Origin of the sequence: Candidatus Njordibacter sp. Uisw_039 (assembly GCF_047730075.1) — a bacterium.
Taxonomy (GTDB): Bacteria; Pseudomonadota; Gammaproteobacteria; order Pseudomonadales; family Balneatricaceae; genus Njordibacter.
The window spans coordinates 2787726-2808356 of sequence record NZ_CP159831.1 but is presented as its reverse complement, the minus strand read 5'-3'; the positions used below and the strand labels follow the sequence as shown (position 1 = coordinate 2808356).

At 47.3% G+C, this 20631-nt stretch carries 17 protein-coding genes and 1 riboswitch; of the genes, 1 reads left to right on the top strand and 16 read right to left on the bottom strand.

Annotated features, from left to right (window positions below; translation table 11 throughout):
• Position 1: 1 nt before the first annotated feature.
• The 3 genes from ABXT70_RS13425 to cobW are packed head-to-tail and all read right to left on the bottom strand — an operon-like array spanning position 2 to position 6507.
• Positions 2-1522, bottom strand: a complete 1521-nt coding sequence (locus tag ABXT70_RS13425; protein ID WP_443640966.1) for a cobyric acid synthase — start codon at positions 1520-1522, stop codon at positions 2-4.
• Positions 1519-5394, bottom strand: a complete 3876-nt coding sequence (gene cobN / locus ABXT70_RS13420; RefSeq protein WP_443640965.1) for a cobaltochelatase subunit CobN — start codon at positions 5392-5394, stop codon at positions 1519-1521. Before cobN ends, ABXT70_RS13425 begins: the two co-directional genes overlap by 4 nt.
• A 9-nt stretch (positions 5395-5403) precedes the next feature.
• On the bottom strand, positions 5404-6507 hold the full coding sequence (gene cobW, locus ABXT70_RS13415; RefSeq protein ID WP_443640964.1) for a cobalamin biosynthesis protein CobW: 1104 nt from the start codon (positions 6505-6507) through the stop codon (positions 5404-5406).
• Between the two features lie 206 nt (positions 6508-6713).
• On the opposite strand from cobW, the gene ABXT70_RS13410 reads away from it, so the two are divergent.
• Positions 6714-6926: a GNAT family N-acetyltransferase gene (locus tag ABXT70_RS13410; protein ID WP_443642525.1), complete on the top strand. Its 213-nt coding sequence runs from the start codon at positions 6714-6716 to the stop codon at positions 6924-6926.
• 13 nt (positions 6927-6939) lie between these two features.
• On the opposite strand, the gene ABXT70_RS13405 is transcribed toward ABXT70_RS13410, so the two are convergent.
• The 13 genes from ABXT70_RS13405 to ABXT70_RS13345 form a co-directional block, all read right to left on the bottom strand.
• Positions 6940-8181: a multidrug effflux MFS transporter gene (locus ABXT70_RS13405; protein ID WP_443640963.1), complete on the bottom strand. Its 1242-nt coding sequence runs from the start codon at positions 8179-8181 to the stop codon at positions 6940-6942.
• Positions 8182-8288: 107 nt separating this feature from the next.
• Positions 8289-9065 (bottom strand): precorrin-4 C(11)-methyltransferase, encoded by a 777-nt coding sequence (gene cobM / locus ABXT70_RS13400; RefSeq protein ID WP_443640962.1) that lies wholly within the window; start codon positions 9063-9065, stop codon positions 8289-8291.
• A gap of 54 nt (positions 9066-9119) precedes the next feature.
• Entirely contained in the window at positions 9120-9896 is a 777-nt protein-coding gene (gene cobJ / locus ABXT70_RS13395) for a precorrin-3B C(17)-methyltransferase (protein ID WP_443640961.1), read from the bottom strand.
• A gap of 33 nt (positions 9897-9929) precedes the next feature.
• Positions 9930-10733, bottom strand: a complete 804-nt coding sequence (locus ABXT70_RS13390; protein ID WP_443640960.1) for a cobalt-precorrin 5A hydrolase — start codon at positions 10731-10733, stop codon at positions 9930-9932.
• Positions 10730-11461, bottom strand: coding sequence for a precorrin-2 C(20)-methyltransferase (gene cobI, locus ABXT70_RS13385; protein WP_443640959.1), 732 nt, complete (start codon positions 11459-11461; stop codon positions 10730-10732). Before cobI ends, ABXT70_RS13390 begins: the two co-directional genes overlap by 4 nt.
• Complete coding sequence (cbiE, locus tag ABXT70_RS13380; protein WP_443640958.1) at positions 11461-12723, bottom strand: precorrin-6y C5,15-methyltransferase (decarboxylating) subunit CbiE; 1263 nt, start codon at positions 12721-12723, stop codon at positions 11461-11463. The genes cobI and cbiE overlap by 1 nt, the downstream gene beginning before the upstream one ends.
• Positions 12723-13364: a precorrin-8X methylmutase gene (locus ABXT70_RS13375; protein WP_443640957.1), complete on the bottom strand. Its 642-nt coding sequence runs from the start codon at positions 13362-13364 to the stop codon at positions 12723-12725. Before ABXT70_RS13375 ends, cbiE begins: the two co-directional genes overlap by 1 nt.
• 60 nt (positions 13365-13424) lie before the next feature.
• Complete coding sequence (locus ABXT70_RS13370; RefSeq protein ID WP_443640956.1) at positions 13425-14201, bottom strand: precorrin-6A/cobalt-precorrin-6A reductase; 777 nt, start codon at positions 14199-14201, stop codon at positions 13425-13427.
• Complete coding sequence (locus ABXT70_RS13365) at positions 14198-15325, bottom strand: cobalt-precorrin-5B (C(1))-methyltransferase (protein ID WP_443642524.1); 1128 nt, start codon at positions 15323-15325, stop codon at positions 14198-14200. The genes ABXT70_RS13370 and ABXT70_RS13365 overlap by 4 nt, the downstream gene beginning before the upstream one ends.
• Positions 15326-15339: 14 nt before the next feature.
• Positions 15340-16677 carry a cobyrinate a,c-diamide synthase gene (locus tag ABXT70_RS13360; RefSeq protein ID WP_443640955.1) on the bottom strand — a complete coding sequence of 446 codons (1338 nt, stop codon included), beginning with the start codon at positions 16675-16677 and terminating at the stop codon, positions 15340-15342.
• Complete coding sequence (cobO, locus tag ABXT70_RS13355; protein ID WP_443640954.1) at positions 16677-17267, bottom strand: cob(I)yrinic acid a,c-diamide adenosyltransferase; 591 nt, start codon at positions 17265-17267, stop codon at positions 16677-16679. The genes ABXT70_RS13360 and cobO overlap by 1 nt, the downstream gene beginning before the upstream one ends.
• Entirely contained in the window at positions 17267-18952 is a 1686-nt protein-coding gene (locus ABXT70_RS13350) for an ATP-binding protein (protein ID WP_443640953.1), read from the bottom strand. Before ABXT70_RS13350 ends, cobO begins: the two co-directional genes overlap by 1 nt.
• Before the next feature lie 71 nt (positions 18953-19023).
• Positions 19024-19179: riboswitch (cobalamin riboswitch) on the bottom strand.
• Positions 19180-19429: 250 nt separating this feature from the next.
• Positions 19430-20572 carry a cobalamin-independent methionine synthase II family protein gene (locus tag ABXT70_RS13345; protein ID WP_443640952.1) on the bottom strand — a complete coding sequence of 381 codons (1143 nt, stop codon included), beginning with the start codon at positions 20570-20572 and terminating at the stop codon, positions 19430-19432.
• Between the last annotated feature and the right edge of the window lie 59 nt (positions 20573-20631).

Below are 20631 nucleotides of genomic sequence, written 5' to 3'. Positions count from 1 at the left end.
GTTACAAGGGGCCCTGCATGATGTTGAAAATTTTCTCTATCGGCAGCTCCACTTCCACTTCATCAGCCAAACGTTCAATCTGTGCTGCCCTTAAGGCAGGATAATCAAATGCTTGTGTTTGCTCTAAACCAGCCCATTGTAATAATTGCTCCAGCAGCTTTGGTTCATCAAATAACCCATGTACATAGCTACCCATAACAGTGTCTTCGCTATTGCGAGCGCCATCTGGACCAGTGTTGAGCTGCATTAATGGCTGCAATAAATCACTACCAGTAGTTTGCCCCACATGGATTTCATAACCTGTGACTGGAATATCACCGACCTCACTCAACCAATGACCTTGCACATTGCGTAATTGTTTTTCGCCTTGTAACAGGGTTTCAATAGCCAAGTGGCCTAAACCTTCACTGGTGCCGGCGCTCGATTCTGTGCCATCTGGGTCGTGTACGGCTTGGCCTAACATTTGATAACCACCACAAATACCAATGACTTTACCACCTAAACGCAAATGACGTTTAATAACGGCATCCCAGCCAGATTCTTTAAGCCACGCTAAATCACCACGAGTATTCTTGCTGCCTGGCAGAATAATAAGGTCTGCCCCCTTGAAGGTTTGTACGTCTCTTAGTAGCTGACAATCTACTTGAGGGTGCATTCTTAAGGCATCAAAATCTGTATGATTGCTGGCCCTAGGATAAATAGGCACAACAACTTTAAAGTGCTGACCGTCATCGCTTTTAGAAAACTGATCAACGGCTAATGAGTCTTCGGCTTCTATGTGCAAATTGTGGATATAAGGTAAAACAGCAAGTACGGGTTTGCCGGTTTTTTCTTCTAGCCAGTCTAATCCACCTTGCAACAGTGTTTTATCACCACGGAAACGGTTAATAATAAAGCCACGAGTGCGGGCTTGTTCGCTAGGGCTGAGTAATTCATAGGTGCCATATAGGTGGGCAAACACACCTCCACGGTCTATGTCTGCAACGATTATCACGGGGCAGTCTACGGCTTCTGCAAAACCCATATTGGCAAGGTCATGTTCCCTTAAATTAATTTCTGCAGGGCTGCCGGCACCTTCTACCATTACTAGATCAAATTCTTCTAATAGCTCTTGATGGGCAGTTACCACGTCTTGTAATAACTTAGGCTTGTGCTGGTGGTATTCTACTGCCTTCATGTTGCCAATGGCTTTGCCACGTATGATCACTTGTGAACCCAAATCGCTATTAGGTTTGAGAAGAATAGGGTTCATACGTACATCGGGCTGCAAAAAACAAGCTTCGGCCTGTACGGCTTGAGCACGGCCTATCTCCCCTCCATCGGCGGTTACAGCGCTGTTAAGGGCCATGTTTTGGCTCTTAAAAGGGGCCACTTTAATGCCTTTACGGGCCAATATGCGGCACAGAGCCGTTACTAAAATACTTTTGCCGGCGTCGGACGTCGTGCCTTGCACCATGAGGGTGCGGGGGCTCTGCTCCATAAGGGTACGGGGGTCCTGTGCCATCAATGTTGGCTTAGTCATGACGCGGATTCCTTTTGCTGGTCTAAGTCTAACAGCAAATCTTGTAAGGCCTGTTGATGTGCGCCTGGTTGTTGCCACATTCCACGCTGGCAAGCTTCTAACAGTCGTTCGGTCATCTCTTCTAAGGCGGCAGGGTTATTGTCGCGCATAAATTGTTGGTTATTGGCTTCAAAAATTAGAGCATCACTGACCTGTTGATATTGGTAATCAGCAATTAAATCCGTGGTGGCATCGTAAGCAAATAGATAGTCAACACTCGCCGCCATTTCAAAAGCACCCTTGTATCCGTGGCGTTGCATGGCGCTAATCCATTTAGGGTTGAGCACACGAGAGCGCAGTACACGATTTAGCTCCTCTTTAAGAGTACGAATTTTGGGTACGCTAGGGTTACTGTGATCACTATGGTACACCGCAGGGGCTTGGCCACTAAGGCTGGTGACTGCGTTAGTCATGCCGCCTTGAAACTGGTAGTAGTCATCGGAATCCAATAGGTCGTGTTCGCGGTTGTCTTGGTTTTGCACCACCACCTCTAACTGACTCAAGCGGTGTTTAAAATCCTCATGGGCTGCCACACCATCACCTGTTTGATTGCCATAGGCGTAGCCACCCCAGTTGAGGTACGCGTCGGCAAGGTCCACGCGTTCAGCCCAACAACGTTCATCTATAAGGCCCTGTAATCCCGCACCATAGGCACCAGGTTTACTACCATAAACACGATAGCTGGCTTGACGTTTAGCGTCGGCAGCGCTGACGCCTTGAGCCTCTAGTTCTGCTTGTCGCTGTTCAACATTTTGGCGTATAGTATTGCCGTTATTGGCGCTGGAACCTGGCTCATCAAAGGTGGCTAGGGCCTGCACAGCAGCATCATACAACTTCATGACATTAGGGAAAGCATCACGAAAAAACCCAGATACGCGCAGGGTAACGTCCACACGGGGACGGCCTAATTGCATGGCAGGAATGATTTCAAAATCGGTTACCCGCTGCGAGCCAGGAGCCCAAATAGGCTTGATACCCATTAAGGCAAACGCTTGGGCAATGTCATCGCCGCCGGTGCGCATGGTGGCGGTGCCCCAAACAGATAAACCAAGTTGGGTAGGGTAGTCGCCGTGCTCTTGTAAGTGCCGTTCAATAAGGGCTTGGGCTGAGCGTTGGCCTAAAGCCCATGCTGCTGCAGACGGTACACTACGGTTGTCTAAAGAAAAGAAATTACGCCCTGTAGGTAAGGTATCTAAACGGCCCCGTGTAGGTGCGCCACTAGGGCCAGGCTCTACGGCTTGGCCTGCTAAGCCTTGAATAAGGGCTTGGGTTTCGCGCACAGCGCTGTCTTCTAAAGCGACTAAAATTGTGTTTTTAGCGTAGGCTAATTGTTGGCTTATACGTGGGAGGGTTGTCGTTAAAATTCTTATTTCATTGTTCTTTGGAGAAAGTAAGTACTCATTAACTAAGCTTAGTGCTAATAATTCAAGGCGCTCTCTTGTGTCCATGCTGGAACGCCATACGCCGTCACCTTGCTGAGCTAACAACTGAGGTTTAGCACCAAGCCAAGGGCTAACCTCGGTGGCTAAAGGGTTGTAATCCTTGAGGCCTAGATCAAGGGCAAGGTTGTGTAAAATGCCACACTCTTCGTTGGCTTCGCCGCGGGGTAAACGCAGCAGCGCTACAATGGTTTCGCTGAGCTCGTCATCTTCAGGCAACTGACCCAAAACGTGCAAACCGTTACGAATTTGAGCTTCTTTAATGTCGCACAAATAGGTATCAAGCTCGGCAAGCATTTCGTTTTCGGTGGTGTTGGCCGTTAACCCCAGTTCTTGTTTAACATTACTGCTAGCCAGGGTGGCAACAATTTGTTCCCTTAGCCATAATTCACGCCCCATATCTAAACCTGCGGCTTGATAAAGTTCGTCCACTAGGGTTTCTAAATCTGCAAGTTCGCCATAGGTTTCAGCGCGGGCCATGGGGGGCATTAAGTGATCAATGATCACCCCCTGCGCGCGACGTTTAGCTTGGGCACCTTCGCCTGGATCATTAACTATAAATGGGTAAAAATGAGGCATGGGGCCGAGGGCCACATCGGGCCAGCATTCATCACTTAACGCCACACCTTTGCCGGGCAGCCATTCGAGGTTGCCGTGTTTACCAAGATGGATTACAGCGTCTACTTGGTAAACATGCCTCAACCAAAAATAGAAGGCCAAATAACTGTGGGGTGGTACTAGGTCTGGGTCGTGGTAGTTGGCCGTTAAATCTAGGTTATAACCCCGTGCTGGCTGAATGCCCACAAAGGTTTCACCTAAGCGTAAGCCCGCTAACATAATGCGTCCTTGGCGGTATTTAGGATCTTGCTCTGGGCTACCCCAACGTTGCCATACGGCTTGTTGGCAGGCCTCGGGTAGCTGAGAGAAATGTTCTAAGTATGCAGCGGCGTCTAAACTTTGCCAACAAGGCAGATGATGCAAGGTATTGGGGTTGTTAGTGACAGATTCCAATAGGGTTTCAATTAAAGCATTACCATTTTCCGGTACCGTATCAATGGCGTAACCTGCATCTTGCATAGCTTGTAATACGTTAATGGCTGATTGTGGCGTATCTAAGCCTACGCCATTACCAATACGGCCATCTTTGGTGGGATAGTTTGCAAGTATGAGGGCAATACGTTTGTCGTTATTAGCCTTATGACCAAGGCTACAATAACCCTTAGCAAGGCGAGCTACAAACTGTGCTCTTTCTGGCTCTAGTTCGTACCCCACAAGGTTTATTTGGCATAGTTTACTGTAGTAACCCATGGACTTAAAGCTGATAGCACGAGTGAGTACATGGCCATCCATCTCTGGCAATACCACTTGCATGGCAATATCGCGGGATCTTAAACCTTGTTTATGCTCACGCCACGCCTCATTGGTGGTGGAGGACAGCACCAGTTGTAAAACTGGGATGTCGCCTTCAATAGGCAAGTTGAATTGTGTTGGCGCGGAGCTAAGACTTGGCGCGTCTACCTTGTTGCTGGCAAATCCCAAGCTGCTTAATACCAGCTTAGTGTTTGACTGTTTTAAAGTGTGGTTTACCAAGGCCAAGGCTTGGGGGTCTTTAAGTGAGGTAATAGCAAGGGCGATAGGGTTCATACCCTGCTCAACCAAGCTGGCCATTAAGCCATCAAACATGCGGGTATTACCACTTTGTAAATGGCTGCGATAAAACAATAGTGCTACCACGGGTGCGTGTTGCACACCCTGTGTAATAGTCTGCTTTTGCCAACCCATTAAGCTAGCTTGGGCTACGCCTGGCTGATAAATCAACGCTTGGGGCAGCTCAGCTGGTGGTTGCCATTGGGGCTGGCTGGCCTGTAAAGCTGATGTTGGATTTTTGTTTATTGGTATATTTTGGTTTAGCTCTTGTAGTAAATAGCGCAGCAAGTTAATGCCGTTACTCACACCACCTTGGCGTAAGTACTGCCATACAAGTTGGCACGAAGCAGGCTCACAGGAACTAGCTAGTGTTAGCTCAGGGTCCGGGGCATCGTCCCCAGGCACCAATATAAGGTGACGGTTAGGTTTGGCCTGCTGCCACGCTTGAAGACGTTGAAAACCATAATTCCAATAGCTCGCGCCACCTAGCAATGACACCATAACTAATTCTGCTTGCTCCAACACCTTGTGCTCATAAAGGTCAAAAGCAGCAGGTTTTAGCAGGTGACTCCAATTTGCCAAACGGATGGATGGTAGCTCTTCACCGAGTTGTTCAGCTGCAGTGGCCAGCATAGCAAGGCTAGTATCGGCGGCAGCCAAGATCACTACTTTAGCAGGATCTTGACCTAGGTCGATGATGCCCTCTTCTTCAACAAAGCCACCAGGTTGGGCTGCGAGCAAATGCATGGTGAGTGGTTAAACCTCAGCGACTTTTAGAGCGCTAGTGAGTTCGTCAACATGTAAATGTTTGCCGATCATCACTAAGGAGGTACGGCGCGCTTCGTCGGTAGTCCACAAACGGTCAAAATGGCTTTCTAAGCGCTGACCAACGGCCTGAATCACTTGACGCATAGGTTTGTTAGGCAAGGCTGCAAAACCTTTAGCGCGGTATATTTGCTGGTTAGAAAGTAATTCCGCTAACGCTACCTGTAATTGCTCACCGTCAACTTCACCTAAATGAATGACGCAGGAGTCAAAGTGGTCATGGGCATGTTCGTGATGGCCACCATGGTCATGGTGATGATCGTGGTGAGTGTGTACAGCTTCAATACGGTCTTCTGCAGCAGCTTCTAAGCCCATTACTAATTCGATAGACGCATCACTGGTACCGTCTTCCTTTTGGCCAATGTAAGCTGTCTTCACAGAGGTGGGTACTTTAGTGGCAATCACCTGCTCTACTTGGCTGCGCTCTTGGTCAGACAGAATATCGCTCTTGGACACGATGACTAGGTCTGCGGCACTCAATTGGTCATCAAGTAACTCGGCCAAATCAGGATCATGGTTAAGGCTTTCATCGGCTAAACGTTGGGCTTGCACCTGTTCTGTATCGTGGGCAAAGCGGCCGGCAGCAACAGCTGGGCCATCAATCACGGTGATGACCGCATCAACAGTGAAGTATTTCTTAATTTCTGGCCAGTTAAAGGCTTGTACCAGTGGCTTTGGTAACGCTAAGCCACTGGTTTCAATAAGAATGTGGTCAATGTCATCACGACGCTTAACTAATTCTAACATTACCGGCAAGAACTCTTCTTCTACGGTGCAGCAAATGCAGCCGTTGGCTAGTTCGTAAATGCCCTGTTGAGTGCTGGATGGTGTTTCGCCATCGTCATCACAATCTAACGGGCAATTACGTAATAAATCAGCATCAATGTCTAGTTCGCCAAATTCGTTAACGATCACGGCAATACGTTTAGGATCTTTACCGCCAGACACCTGACGCAATACATTAGACAATAAAGTGGTCTTGCCACTGCCTAGAAAACCGGTGACAACAGTAGCGGGGATTTTTTTCAGTTGCATGGGATAACCTTGTGCTTAATTGGGTGCTAAAAGGGTGTAGGAAATTGCCGTCATTTTGTCACAAAAAGCCACTAAAATCAGCCTTCTCTGGGCATAAACTATCCATAACGCGACGCTTTTTTCAAGTGGGTAGAGCTGCTTGAGCAGTTCTCATGATCCAAGTACACATAGGCTGCTGGTTAGGAGCGTAAGTACAGGGCCATGGCATTATAACGAAAGTATGCAAGCATCTGATTAGCATAGTATTTAATGAATTATATATGGAGAAAGTTCAACTCACTTCAGTCGAATATAATTTGCCTAGTAGAGCCGTGGCGCAACGTCTTGGTATGACCTTGAAAGGCATAGTCACCAATACTGAGAAGCGTAATGGACGTATTATGGATCATACAGTTAATGGTTTATTTAAGGAGTCCTAATGAGCTTTCGAGCCTAGCTAGACACACCACCGCCAGCTTTGGGCTTACCAAAACCAAACCGTACCCAGTGCATCACCAACATAGAAAGCAGTGAGCAAACAGCCATGCCCAAGGCCACTGGGAAAATATTTGTATCTAGCGACATGCCAATCAAACCCCCAATAGGAATGGAAATGAACATTGATCCAGCACCAACTACAGAAGCGCCCATCCCAGCTACCTGACCCAAAGGTTCCATGGCCAACGCGTTGAGATTGCCAAACTGAAAACCAATGCCAGAAAAAATCACAAACAAAAAAGCCATTGTGTGCATTAGTGGTGGTACACCAGCGTAAAACTGGGCATACAGGTACAGACCTAAAGAACCCATGAAAACCAATACGTTAGTTAGTTGTACCAGCCTAAACATGCCCCAACGTATGACCAGTTTAGCGTTGAGGTAGGAAGAAATTAAGTTAGGAAATACCAAGGCGCCAAAATATAGAGGGAAGGCATCTCCCACGTCGTAAATTTTCTGGAATAGCCACTGGCTGGAGCTTAAATATCCCAAAAAACCACCAAATACCAAACCACTGACTAAAGTATACCCCGCCGCAATACGGTTGCTTAGTACAAGGACAAATGCCTCCCACAGCACTTTAGGGTGAATGGAGCGGCGTTTTTCGTGGGTTAGTGTTTCGTCAAGCCGCAGCCAAGTCCAGATGCACAACAACACCGCCAAGATAATGTACATGGCAAAAATGGTTTGCCAGGGCCCAAACCAAAGCAATACTTGCCCTAGCATAGGTGCACAAATGGGCACTATCATAAATATTGCGCCAGACAGAGACATGATACGCGCCATGGCCCGGCCGCTAAAACAATCTCTCGCTATGGCCGACACCATAATGCGTGGCCCAGATGCGCCTATACCCTGTAAAAAACGGCCTATAAGCACCATCTCTAAAGATTGTGCAGACATCGCCAATATACAGCCCAGTATAAAGAAGGCAAAACCCACGTAAATTCCAGGTAATCGTCCTACACGATCAGAGACAGGGCCATATATGAGTTGGCCTATGGCAAAGCCAGCAAACAGGCTGGTGATGACCAATTGAATTTCACTTCCGCCGACGCTAAATTCCTGCGCCATAAAACCCAATGCAGGCAACACCGCGTCGATGGACAAAGCCACCACAGACATCAATGATGCCATGAGGAAAATGAATTCAACCATGCCAATACGTATCATTGTTGTGGAGGGCTGGTTAGACATAACGTTGCATACGAAACAATAGGGTTAAATATAATAACGAAAAACCCCCTTCATAGGTTTTTTACTTCACGAAGAGGCCGTTGATCTGTTTTTTGAAGGCTCTTTAATTAACCTACCTTTTTATTATGATCTTTCTTGCGGTAAATATGGGCTTTGTTTTCATCATATAGGTATGAATCATCAAAGTTTTCAGCGTCTAACACATGGCCGACTAGGATCAATGCGGTGCGGGTAAATTTCTTCGCGCGCACTTTAGCTACTATATTACCTAGGGTGCCTGTCACCTTGTCTTGGTCTGGCCAGCTGGTGCGGTAACACACGGCTACTGGGCAGTCTTCTCCATAAAAAGGTAGTAGGTCTTCCACAATTTTGTGAATACGAGTGACGCCCAAGTGTATAGCTAAGGTAGCACCTGTGGCGGCCAGTGCTGGCAAACGCTCACGCTCTGGAAAGGGGGTTTTGCCTTCGTAGCGGGTCAGAATGACAGTTTGTGAAATGCCAGACAAAGTAAGCTCTTTGCCCAGCCATGCGGCCGAGGCAGAATAGGCGGTTACACCTGGGATGATTTCGTAATCAATATCCAATGTTTCTAGGCGGCGCATTTGCTCGCCAGTTGCACCATACAAAGAAGGGTCCCCAGAGTGTACGCGGGCCACATGCTGGCCTTTGGCGTGTGCATTGGCCATTAGCTCTACCTGAGCATCCAGTGCTAAGGCGGCAGTGTCTATTACTAGGGCGCCGCGTGAACGAGCCGTCTCCATATTTTCATCTGGGATCAATGATCCTGCAAAAAGCACCACGGGTGCCGCATCTAATAGGCGCTGACCTTTGATGGTCATTAGCTCTGGATCACCTGGGCCTGAACCAATAAAATATACCGTCATGATTTTGTCCTGTGTTGTGCCAAAAGTTGTAATTAAAGCTTTTATAGATTTTGCTTAAAGTTTCTTTTTATAACCACGTGGAGTGTAAACCCACTCTTTGGTGCCATTAACAATATGGCGTGATTCGCTGTTACCAACGGAGACAAGGGTGAACATATCCACGTCTTTGGCATCTAATTCACCCAAACGAATAATATGGATGCTTTCGTCTGGGCGCGTGAGCTGCCGGCCAATTAATACGGGTGTGGCAGCTGGGCGGTGCTGCAATAAAATGTCACGGGCCTTGTTGAGCTGCCAGTCACGCTTTTTAGATACTGGGTTGTAGAAAGACACGACAAAATCCCCTTCGCCAGCTTTCTCAATACGCTTAAGAATGGTTTCCCAAGGTGTGAGTAAATCTGACAAAGAAATAGTGCAAAAGTCATGGCCTAACATAGCGCCTACTCGGCTCGCACCAGCTTGCATGGCAGAAATACCCGGAATAACTTCCAATTCTACATCTAACCATTCTGGGTGACTCTCTTTACCCTCTAACTGCATATCGAGTAGTTCAAATACCAAGGTCGCCATGGCATAAATGCCAATATCACCACTAGAGATGAGTGAGGTCGTCTTGCCGCTGGCAGCCAAATTTAACGCTAAACGTGCCCGACCAATTTCTTCGCCTAGGGGTAAGTCATGATGTTGTTTGCCATCACATACATCACCTAAAATGTCTAGGTAAAGGCCATATGCAACTAGGTCTGTACTGACAGCAATAGCAGCATGAGCGCGAGGTGCCACTAACTGTGAATCACCGGGGCCAGTGCTGACGATAAATAATTTGCTCATGTTAATCTCGTGCTTATTAAATAGGTTTTAGGATTAATCTTGTTCGCCAATTGAACCAGTGCCGGGCGGGAAAGCTCGGGCTATGGCACAAGTCGCTTTAGGTGTTTTTAGTTTGGCTTGTAGCAGCTCTGCTTCATTGCCGGTGGCTTGTTGAGCCGACCAGAGCGCAGCAGATTCCGCCACCCCATACACACCTACAGTGTCGTATACGTACTGTGAAGGGTTAATGAGTTGGTCATTTACTGCGGCCAAAATCTGAGCGGAATAAGTTTGAAAACTTTTGCCAAGGCTTTGAGCCAAGTCGATAAGGCCCTGTTCATCGGCTTTAATGTCAATGCTATTTATGCTGACAATGTCGTTAATAGTGAGGCCTTGTTGGGACAAGCATTGGTTTAAAAAATCCAACAAGTGCTCTTGGCTGCAACCGCGCTCACAACCCATACCCACGGTATAAACTGGCTGCAGGTATGGCTGAGCAGTCGTCATGACTAACTGTGCATTGAGCAGATCGCTTACTTGGCGGCCCCATTCGTTAGCGCCACCTTCATGGCCAGATAACAATGGAATGACAAACTGGCCTTGTTCGTCGAGCACCAACACGGCAGGATCGCGGTATTTATCTAACAATACTGGCGTCAAAGTACGTACTGCAATACCTGTGGCACAGATTAAAATAAGCCGTTCGCCGTGTGTAAAAGCCCCTTGGATGGTCTCCGCAAAAGGCTGAGGTTTAAGCTCAAATGAAACTGAGGCATTTGAATCCTTAGCTAATAGCAGCACTTTTAAACGTTCACCTAGGCGTGCTCCAGCATCTGTTAAGGCAAAAATGCGGATCACGAATTACGCTCCTGCCTAAGCACTACAAACAACGAAAAGTATGGGCCTGCTTGGTTAGCTAATTGTGCCACATCGGTTAAAATTTCTTCGTTTTCACGGCCAATATAGGCAAGGTAATTGGCATCTGCCGTGCGTCCAGCTTTATCAAGTATAGCAAGGATGCGGGGTCTAGCTCGGCCAGCCTTCATAATCACCACACTGTCGTGGCTAATAAGCGCCTGCTCTAATTGAGCATCGGTGTGGCGCCCGCTCATGACCACAAAGGATTCTTGTAATAGAGTAAGGGGTTGTTGTAGGGCAGATGCTGCTCCGTTTACGGAGGAAACCCCAGGCACTACAAAGCACTCATGGGCATCACTTAAGCGCTCAAGCAGGTAACTAAAAGAGCCAAAGAATAGTGGGTCACCTTCACACAAAAAAACTACAGACTTACCCGTTTTTATTTGTTCGGTAATTTTCTTGGCACCCAAATCGTACGCAGCATTAGCAGCCGTTCGATCTGTGCTCATGGGCATAGGAATGGCTATTTCTGTTGCAGGCTCGTTGCGGCTAGCAATGCTAATGTGCGCAATATCACAGGCTTGTGAAGTGCCAACTTGATTAGCTAAATAACAAATTACATCGGCAGATTGAATAAGGTGGTGGGCCTTTAAGGTGATTAATAAAGGATCCCCTGGGCCAACACCTACGCCATAAAATACACCAGCTTGGGCGTGAAAGTTATGCATTATTTCGATTCCTCTAGAGCTTTATGCCAGCACATTAAGGTAACGGGTAATGCAGGGCGCAAGAGATCTTGCCCAGCAATGATGTCGTGGCGGCTTATGGCCACTTGTAAATAATCTGCTGGCCCTTGGTCAATGTGTTGAGTAAATCCCCACAATGTGGCTTTGCTTGGTTCTGTTACAGCGCTGGCTACAAGGCGTCCACCGGGCTTAAGTCGCTGCCAAGCAAGTTGTAATATGGCGCTGAGTTCACCGCCACTGCCGCCAATAAAGACCTTGTCTGGATTAGGTAGTTCTGCAAGGCAATCGGGCGCTCTACCTTGGATAATGTGTAAGTTAGTACTTACTCCAAAGGCTTCCCTGTTAGCATTTAGGCAAGCGATACGTTGGTCGTGATGCTCAATACCATACACCTGGCCTGTGGCGTTCCATAGTGCCCATTCAATAGCTACACCGCCACAACCGGCACCTATATCCCAAGCAGCTTCTTCGGGAGCGGGCTGTAGTAACGTGAGGATATTGAGCCGAACTTCTCGTTTGGTGAGTAGTCCTTTGCCAGACTCGCCATCAGTAACAAAGTGGGCATCTGCAATGCCTGGGAAGTTAGGCATCACATTACCCACGCCTTGGGTATGGACTACGGTAACGTGGAGTTCGTCAAAGCTGGCGCTTGATGTGGCTAATTCTTTTGCTATAAATTGCTGCTGGTTTTGATCGTCGTAACCTAAACGTTCACATACATGTATTGTTGATAATGCCAAATTGGCAGCCACCAAAGCTTGAGCAATAGCTTGAGGATGACTGTTTTGATCAGTAAGAATCAACAGGTTGCGATTAGGCTGTAAGTAGCGATTAAGATTAGTTAACGGGCGCCCATGCAGGCTCACCAGTTGGGCGTCTTGTAATGACAGACCAGTTAATTCACAAGCGCCCTGTAAACTAGACACACCGCTGATACAGGTGACCTGATCATTAAACTGAGACTGCAAATATTTACCGATGCCAAACAGAAGTGGATCACCTGAAGCGAGAACTGTGACGTGATCAAAACCCTTAATGTCATCGGCAATCTGCTTGAGCTTTGGCAAAGGCAGGCGTACTTGGTTTAAATTGCTCTGGTTTGGCAAAGCGTGGATATGTTCTATGCTCTCCAGTTGTCTAGGTGAACCCATAATACAGTCGCACGAATGCAAAGCCTTAAGGGCTGTGGAATTTAGCAACGGCGGCTGGCCGATGCCTAAACCAACGACAGTGATTTTTGGCATTAGTAGCGCTCGCCTATGTTGCAGCGTAACAGAGCATTAACCACGGAAGACGCAGCGGCACTGCCCCCTTGACGTCCAAGCAGTGTAATACACTCGATTCCCAACTCTTCATGAATATCCCAAAGCGCTTGTTTGGATTCAGCAGCACCCACAAAACCTACTGGAATACCTACAATCAACGCAGGCTTAGGTACACCTGCTTTGATCATTTCTAATAAACGGAATAAAGCCGTAGGTGCATTGCCAATGACCACAACGCTAGCTGCAAGCTGGTCACCCCATAGGTCTAACGCAGCCATGGAACGAGTTTCCCCACGCAGTTGAGCAATGGCTGTCGTGTCTTCATGATTGAGGTAGCACAAAGGTGGGTTTTGAATCATACGCTTAGTAATGCCCTGCTTCACCATTTCCACATCACATAGGATGGCTTGGTGATTATGCAAAGCTTTACGGCCCGCTGCACACGCATTGGTGCTTATGCGCATGTGCTGCGCAACTAAGGGGTCGCCCACACTGTGAACCACACGCATGACAACTTGTTGGGCGTCATCACTTAGGCCTGATAAATCCGTTAACTGGCGAATTTGGCGAAAGCTATCCTGCTCTATTGCGTGGGGGTTGGGCTGGTATTCAAAGCTCATATCATCAAGGCCTAGTGCTTATGATCGTGGCTGTGGCCAATAAATAAAATTGCAGGTTTTTTAATACTCATTGTGGTTTCCTTTATTTGCAGGCCTGATAGGTTTTTGAGCCCATGCCTGTAGACGATCTATAAGTACATCAAATTGTTCTTCTGCAGGCCCAGTGACGGCTGGTCGCTGTAACATAAATACGGGCACGTTAAGTGTGCGTGCGGCAGTTAGCTTTGCTTCAGTAGAGCTGCCACCACTATTTTTACTGGCGATTACTTGAATCTGGTGTCGTTTTAATAAAGCCAGTTCAGAGGCTTCATTAAACGGGCCTATGGCTTTAATCCAGCTTACGTTAGCTGGCAAAACATGGGCAGGTTGCACTGCGGTGCGCAACCAAACGTGCTGGTTTGAATTTAATAGCGCCAGGTCTTCAGGGCCAATTTGACCTAGGGTTAGTAACGTCCGCTGATAGCTAGAAAGGGCACGCAGTAGTTCTGTTCTGGTGCCAAACAAGCGCCAATCATCCCCTGCCTTTTGCTGCCACTGGGGCCGCAAAAAACGCCAATACTCTATACCTACCTCGTTACACGCCTGCTCAGCGTGGTTGCCCATGGTGATGCTGAACGGATGGGTAGCATTGACGATGCCGTTAATGTGTTGATTTTTACAGTAAGCGCCTAATCCACCAAACTGGCTGAATCCACCACTCACCACCGTAGCGGGCACCTGCGGTTGACGCACAAGACCAGCTACGCTGTAGACTAATTCCAAACATGGCTGGATTTGGTGCATGGTTGTAGTTAATTGGCGAGCGTCTGCAGTGCCACCTAAGATTAGTAGTTTCATGCAACGCACCCCACAGCACTGCCTAATAACTGACCTTGTCTATTGACGGCGAATATCTCTAGCTGCACCGTGTTTGGCACCGTTTTTTGGGCAAATGTTAGAGCGTTTTGGCACACAGCATTGGCTAAATCAATGCCCTGTTGTTGGCACAGACCCAAAGCCTCTAGGCTGGTGTTGCATGCTTTAATAGACATCACTAAGTGGCTATCTGCGCCTAATTTGTAGGCAATATCCGCTAAATTCGGTAAATTAATCGAAGATTTGCCACTGTGTAAGTCTAAATGGCCATCAGCCAGTTTACTGATTTTTCCAAAACCACCACAAATGCTTAAACGTTTAACAGGGGACTTTTTAAGGTGTTTCAGAACCGCACCTGCAAAGTCCCCCATTTCGATGAGTTGCATGTCACTTAAAGCGTAATATTTGCCAATAAAGGCTTCACTGGTGTTGCCTGTGGAGGCTGCAATATGAGCATAATCGTTGGCTACTGCAACATCTAACCCTTGATGAATGGACGCTATCCACGCACTACACGAGTAGGGGCGTACAATGCCACTGGTGCCTAGAATCGATAATCCACCGACAATACCCAAACGGCCATTCATGGTTTTCTTAGCAATCTCTGCGCCGTTAGCTACTCCAATGGTGACTTCAAAACCACCAGTGTATTGGTACAACTTGGCAACGTGCCTGAGGTGTTCACTCATCATTTGCCGGGGCACAGGGTTAATGGCGGCTTGGCCTATCTCTAAAAGTAAACCGGAACGGGTGACGGTGCCAACGCCAGCGCCGGCGATAAATGTAATATCCTGTTGCGCAACAAGGCTTACAGATACCCAAATGGTAGCACCATGGGTGGCATCTGGGTCATCACCCGCATCTTTAACTGTCTCAGCATACGCCGTAGTTGATCCACGTTGTGCCAAAGCTATGAGCTGCAAATCTACATGTTTGCTGGCATCTTTGGATTTAGACTTTTTGTTAGGCAAGGTAACGCTAACACTGGTTTTTCGGACATTCCCTAGCAATAAATGCCCCACAGCTAAACAACAGGCCGTAGCACAAGTACCGGTAGTTAAACCGGTGCGTAGGGGCTGCTGTTGTTCGCTAGATTCGGGCCACATCACTCAAATTAACCTTATTGCTGCTTTGGTATAAGCGGTTTGGTAAACAACTGAGCCACAGCTTGCGGATTAGACGGGAAGAATAAATGTAAATAACTTGCGGTTAAACCTTGTTGACGGTAAATCGATTCTCCAGGTGCCAGATGACGCTGGCGCTTGCCATGGGCGATAGGCTCAGGTGTGTTTTGGCTGCGAGAGCGGTGGTGAGCATGGGCACGCACTTCGCCTTCTGGCAACATGGCAGCTTGCATGCCTTGGCAACCACGCTTACCGCGCATTGCGCCTTGGCCTGCTAAAATGCCCGTCATGGTGTAGGTGACATCATTGAGGTCGGTTAAGTTTTCTAGGCAATACAAAAATCCACCACACTCGGCCAGAATAGGTTTTTTATTGGCATTAAACTCACGAACGTCCTTTAACATGCTGCTATTTTCTGCCAGTTGTTTGGCGTGGAGCTCGGGATACCCACCTGCAAACCAAAGGGCGTCTGCTTCTGGTAAGTGCTTATCGTTAAGAGGCGAGAAATAACTTAATTCAGCCCCCATGGCTTCTAATAAACGTGTGTTGGCACTATAAATAAAGCTAAACGCGGCGTCACGGGCAATGCCAATCTTGGTGCCCGCCAAAAGCTTTTTGGGTGGTGCAATGTCTTGGCTGGCAAAAGCCACTGGCGCTGGCAAGTCACAAATAGCTTGCTCACCCAACCATGCTTTACCTAAGTTGAACCTTTGTTCTAACTCGTCACGCACTTCATGGGCTTGTACTAAGCCTAAGTGGCGCTCTGGTAAGGATACCTCTGGGTCTCGTGCTAGGTTAGCCAGTAAGGGCATGCGCCCATCAAGGGCATCACGAATCAGTTGAGCGTGGCGTTCTGTGCCACAATTGTTGGCAATGAGCCCACAAAATTCAACATCCTCTCGAAAGTTGGCTAACCCTAAAGCTACCGCTGCCGCCGTTTGCGCCATGCCTTTAACGTCCATAACTAAAGCCACTGGAATGTTAAAGGTGGCTGCTAGATCTGCACTGGAAGGTTCTCCATCAAACAAACCCATAGCACCCTCTACCAAAATTAGGTCGGCTTGTTGAGCTGCTAAATAAAACTGATGGCGGCAATACTCTGCTCCTGCCATCCATAAATCTAACTGAGTTACAGGTTGGCCTGACGCTTGTTCTAGAATTTGTGGGTCTAGGTAATCTGGGCCCATTTTAAACACCCTCACTTTACGACCAAGATCACGGTGATAGCGAGCTAGGGCAGCGGTAATGGTGGTTTTTCCTTGGCCGGACGCTGGTGCCGCTAAAAATAACGCGGGGCAGTGTGCTACGGCTTCTGTTGGGGTTATTTGTGTCATTAAAATTCAATACCAGCTTGGGCCTTAACACCAATACGGAAGGCATGGCCATCATCTTTTACAGTGCTAATAGTGTCGGCATATTCAACTAACGCTTCGGGCATTACACGGCCAGTAATAATCACCGTTTGGTGATGCGGCCGGTTAGCCAAGGCCGCTAATACTGGGTCCAGCGGCAAGTAGTTGTACTTAAACACATAGGCCATTTCATCGAGTACAAGCATATCGATGCTAGGATCTTGTAATAAGCCTTGGGTGATTACCCATGCCTGCTCTGCAGCGGCAATATCGTTGGCCTTATCTTGGGTTTCCCAAGTAAAGCCGTGCCCCATAACGTGCCAATCTAGGTCTGGGTAGTTTCTAAAAAATTTATATTCGCCAGTTTCAACTCGACCTTTTACAAACTGAACTACAGCCGCTTTTTTACCATGGCCTAAGCTGCGCATCATGGTGCCAAAGGCAGAACTACTTTTACCCTTGCCGTTGCCACGTAACAAAATGGTAACACCACGTTCCTCTGTGGCTTTGGCAATTCGAGCATCAATGACAGCTTTTTTAGCAGTCATACGTTCTTCATGGGTTTTACTCATTAAACAAATCTCGCTTGGGATAAGGTTAAATACTGTGCTTTTAAGGTTTGTGCGATTTGTTGACCACGGCCACGCTTCACTTGGCCTTGTTCGGAGTCTACTAGAATAGATTGTCCCAATAAGTGCAGGCCAGATAAGTCCTGTTGCACACGGCCGTCGGTAATAATGGTATTAATAATATGTGTAGCTGGGTTACGTCTAAGCAACCGAGTTGCAAAGGCACTGGCGTGCTGAAGCGCTTGTTTTAATGGTGTACCACCGCCTGCACCGATATTGTTAAGTAGTGGGACCATGGCTTTCGGTGCACGGCCTTGGCTGTATAGCTCGGATACTTGGTCATTACCAAAACCTAATAACACCAGTTGTTGGCGGGCCAAATAGGCGTGTTGAGCAATACCAGCGACCAAGCCTTTAGCCTGACTCTGGCTATCACCATTTAAGGTTGATGCAGATGTATCAAGCAGTACCAGGTGCATGACCGGATCAGCGCCTCGCTGGCGACGGTAGCGTAGGTTGATTCCAGCGGTTTGATTGCGCCCAGCGATCAAGCTGGAAAACCAATTAATACGTTTAGACCACTGCTTAGTAGCTCTGCCTCTGCCTTGACCCTGTAACCCTTTACTAGCACTGGTGATTAAATTGGGTGTGGTTTTGGTGCTGCTCTTATCATTAGTAATATCGCGTAACTGGCCGGTGGTTTGTTTAGTGGGGGCCATTTGTCCCCAGTCGTGTTCCAGCTTGTGGTTTGTGGTTTGTGGTTTGCTGTCGTTTGGGCGCTCGAAAGGTGGTGGGCTCTGGGGTGACTGATGGTCAGGTGAATTGGGTGCGTTAGTATCGTTACGGCGATGCATCAACACCAATTCTTCAACGGCATCAATATCTGCTAGGGTCACCGTATCGCTTTTTTGAAGCGCGGCATGGGCTTGAGCAGCACGCAGCCAAACCAAATCCCCTCGTACCCCATCTACCTGCGCTGTCACACAGCGTTCCGCTATTTGCCAGCGCATCTCGTCACTTGCTGTGATTAAAGTCAGCTGCAGTTGGGCTTGTTGAATATTTATGCGCAAAGCCTGTTGTTGGTCGGCATAGTCTGCCAAGAATGCTACGGGATTAGCATCAAAGTCTTGACGACGACGCACAATTTCCACCCGTTCATGGGCGCTGTAAGTGTTATCAAGGGCCACACCAAAACCAAAACGATCTAGCAACTGTGGGCGTAATTCACCTTCATCTGGGTTCATGGTGCCCATCAAGGTGAATTCGGCTTCATGCTGGTGGCTAATGCCGTCACGTTCTATGTGGTTCACGCCGCTGGCGGCAGCGTCTAGTAGTAAGTCTACTAAGGCGTCGGGTAAAAGGTTCACTTCATCAACGTAAAGTAAGCCATTGTGGGCTTTGCTTAGCAGTCCAGGCGCAAACTTAACCTCTTGTTCACCGAGCACTTTTTGTAAGTCTATAGTGCCGGTAACCATTTCTTCGCTGGCACCTAGGGGTAGAGTAACCAATTGGCTTAGATTAGCAATATTGAGGTCTGCCAAACTGCGGGCCAAGGTAGATTTGGCGCTTCCGCGGGGGCCACTAACAAGCACACCACCAATCGCAGGATTAATAGCTAGCAAGGTTAAGGCGAGCTTAACTTGGGTTTGGCCAACAACGGCGGTAAAAGGGAAGTTTGATTTGATCATAGAAGTATCCACCGCGCCCACCGCACGACCTATGTGAAACCCAAGGCACATAACTGTACATGGCTAGGTTTCTGATTATATTTTGAGGGGCTGGTATCGGACTAAATCGCCTAACGATTCACCGTTGCGGGGGCAGTGTTGGCTCAAGACCGGTTTGCCGTAATCTCGTCCACGCTTCCCATTTAACTGCCCGTTCGCCAAGCAGAACCACTCATTGCCTTCTATTGTAGGCTTATATGGCGAAGAATAATACGTTTACAAGGTGACTAATGGTTTAGGTGCGGCCTAGGCGTATTCAATATCGTCATGGTTTTAGTTAATGTGTAGATCTACTGTTGAGGCCGCGAAATATGGAGCATTCTTACACTTATTTCCTGACTATTAGGAGCAACTAGTAGGGTGGGGAACGACACAATTTTTCTTTATTTAACTTAGTCGAATTTACTAGAATAGTCAGGTTATGGGAAAATATTAAAACTAGATGCCTCGGATTCGATTACTTACAAGTGCAGCGCCCTCAGACAGTGACTTTAATTTGGCAAAAGCAATGTCTGGATCTACTGCACCAAAACCAGCAAAGGTACCAAATCCACAATCAGAGCCTGCAATCACTCTTTCCGTGCCAACAATGTCGACAAACTTTTGAATGCGCTCTGCAACTAATTCAGGGTGTTCAATAAAATTTGTAGTTGTATCCACCACACCAGGAACAAGTATTTTGTTGTCCGGTATTTCGTTCTTACGATCCCGAAAAACTGTCCATTCATGAGCATGACGTGGGTTCGACGTTTCAAACAAAGTATATCTAGCTTTGGCTTTCATTAAAGTTCCAAACACCTTGTTCATATCAATATCACAACAGTGAGGGCCTTCATAATTTCCCCAACAAATATGGATTCTTACTTTTTCTTCCGGTACATTCTTTAGCGCGTGATTGAGTGCTTCTACATGTGATTCTGCAATCTTTATAAACTCTGAGTCTGACAAATGATTAAATAACATATGCCTAGAAAGAGCCAAGTCAGGGCAGTCTAGCTGCAAATCTAATCCTGATGCGACAATGGTTTCGTACTCATCCTGCATAGCATCTGCAAGAGCTGCTAGATAAGCTCCCCTCGTTGGGTAATAGTCATTTTGTAAGAATAAAGAAATAACGCCAGGTGATGCAGCGTTCATAAAGCCTCTTTCGATGCCATTTGTGGCCATGGCTGCTTTTAAATTAGAGATGTCTTTTTGCAATTCTCCCTGACCTTTTGACTTAACCTCACCAGTGCACATTGGCCTAGCATATTGCGGCGTTCCACCATCATCTGATAGCCGTTTAAGAAAGCCTGGAAAAAGCTTCAAATCTTCAGGAGGGTTACGAGGGCTATCACCTGAAAAGCCTGTATACCTATCTTTCACATAGGTTGCATATGAGATTTTTGATGTCTCTCCATCGCTAACGATGTCTATACCTGCAAGTTTTTGCTTCCCCACAGTGTCCAGAACATTGCTTGTCATGCAGTTGTCAAATTTGCTCTCATCATATTGCTGCTGATTTTCTTTTGAAAAAATATGGTCAACAACTTCTTGAGTTCTTGGTAGTGAACCTACATGGCTAGTTAATATTCTACTCATTTATAATCCCTTGATAAAATTCAAAAATATGTTCTGATCTATTGGTTCATTCTGTCTAT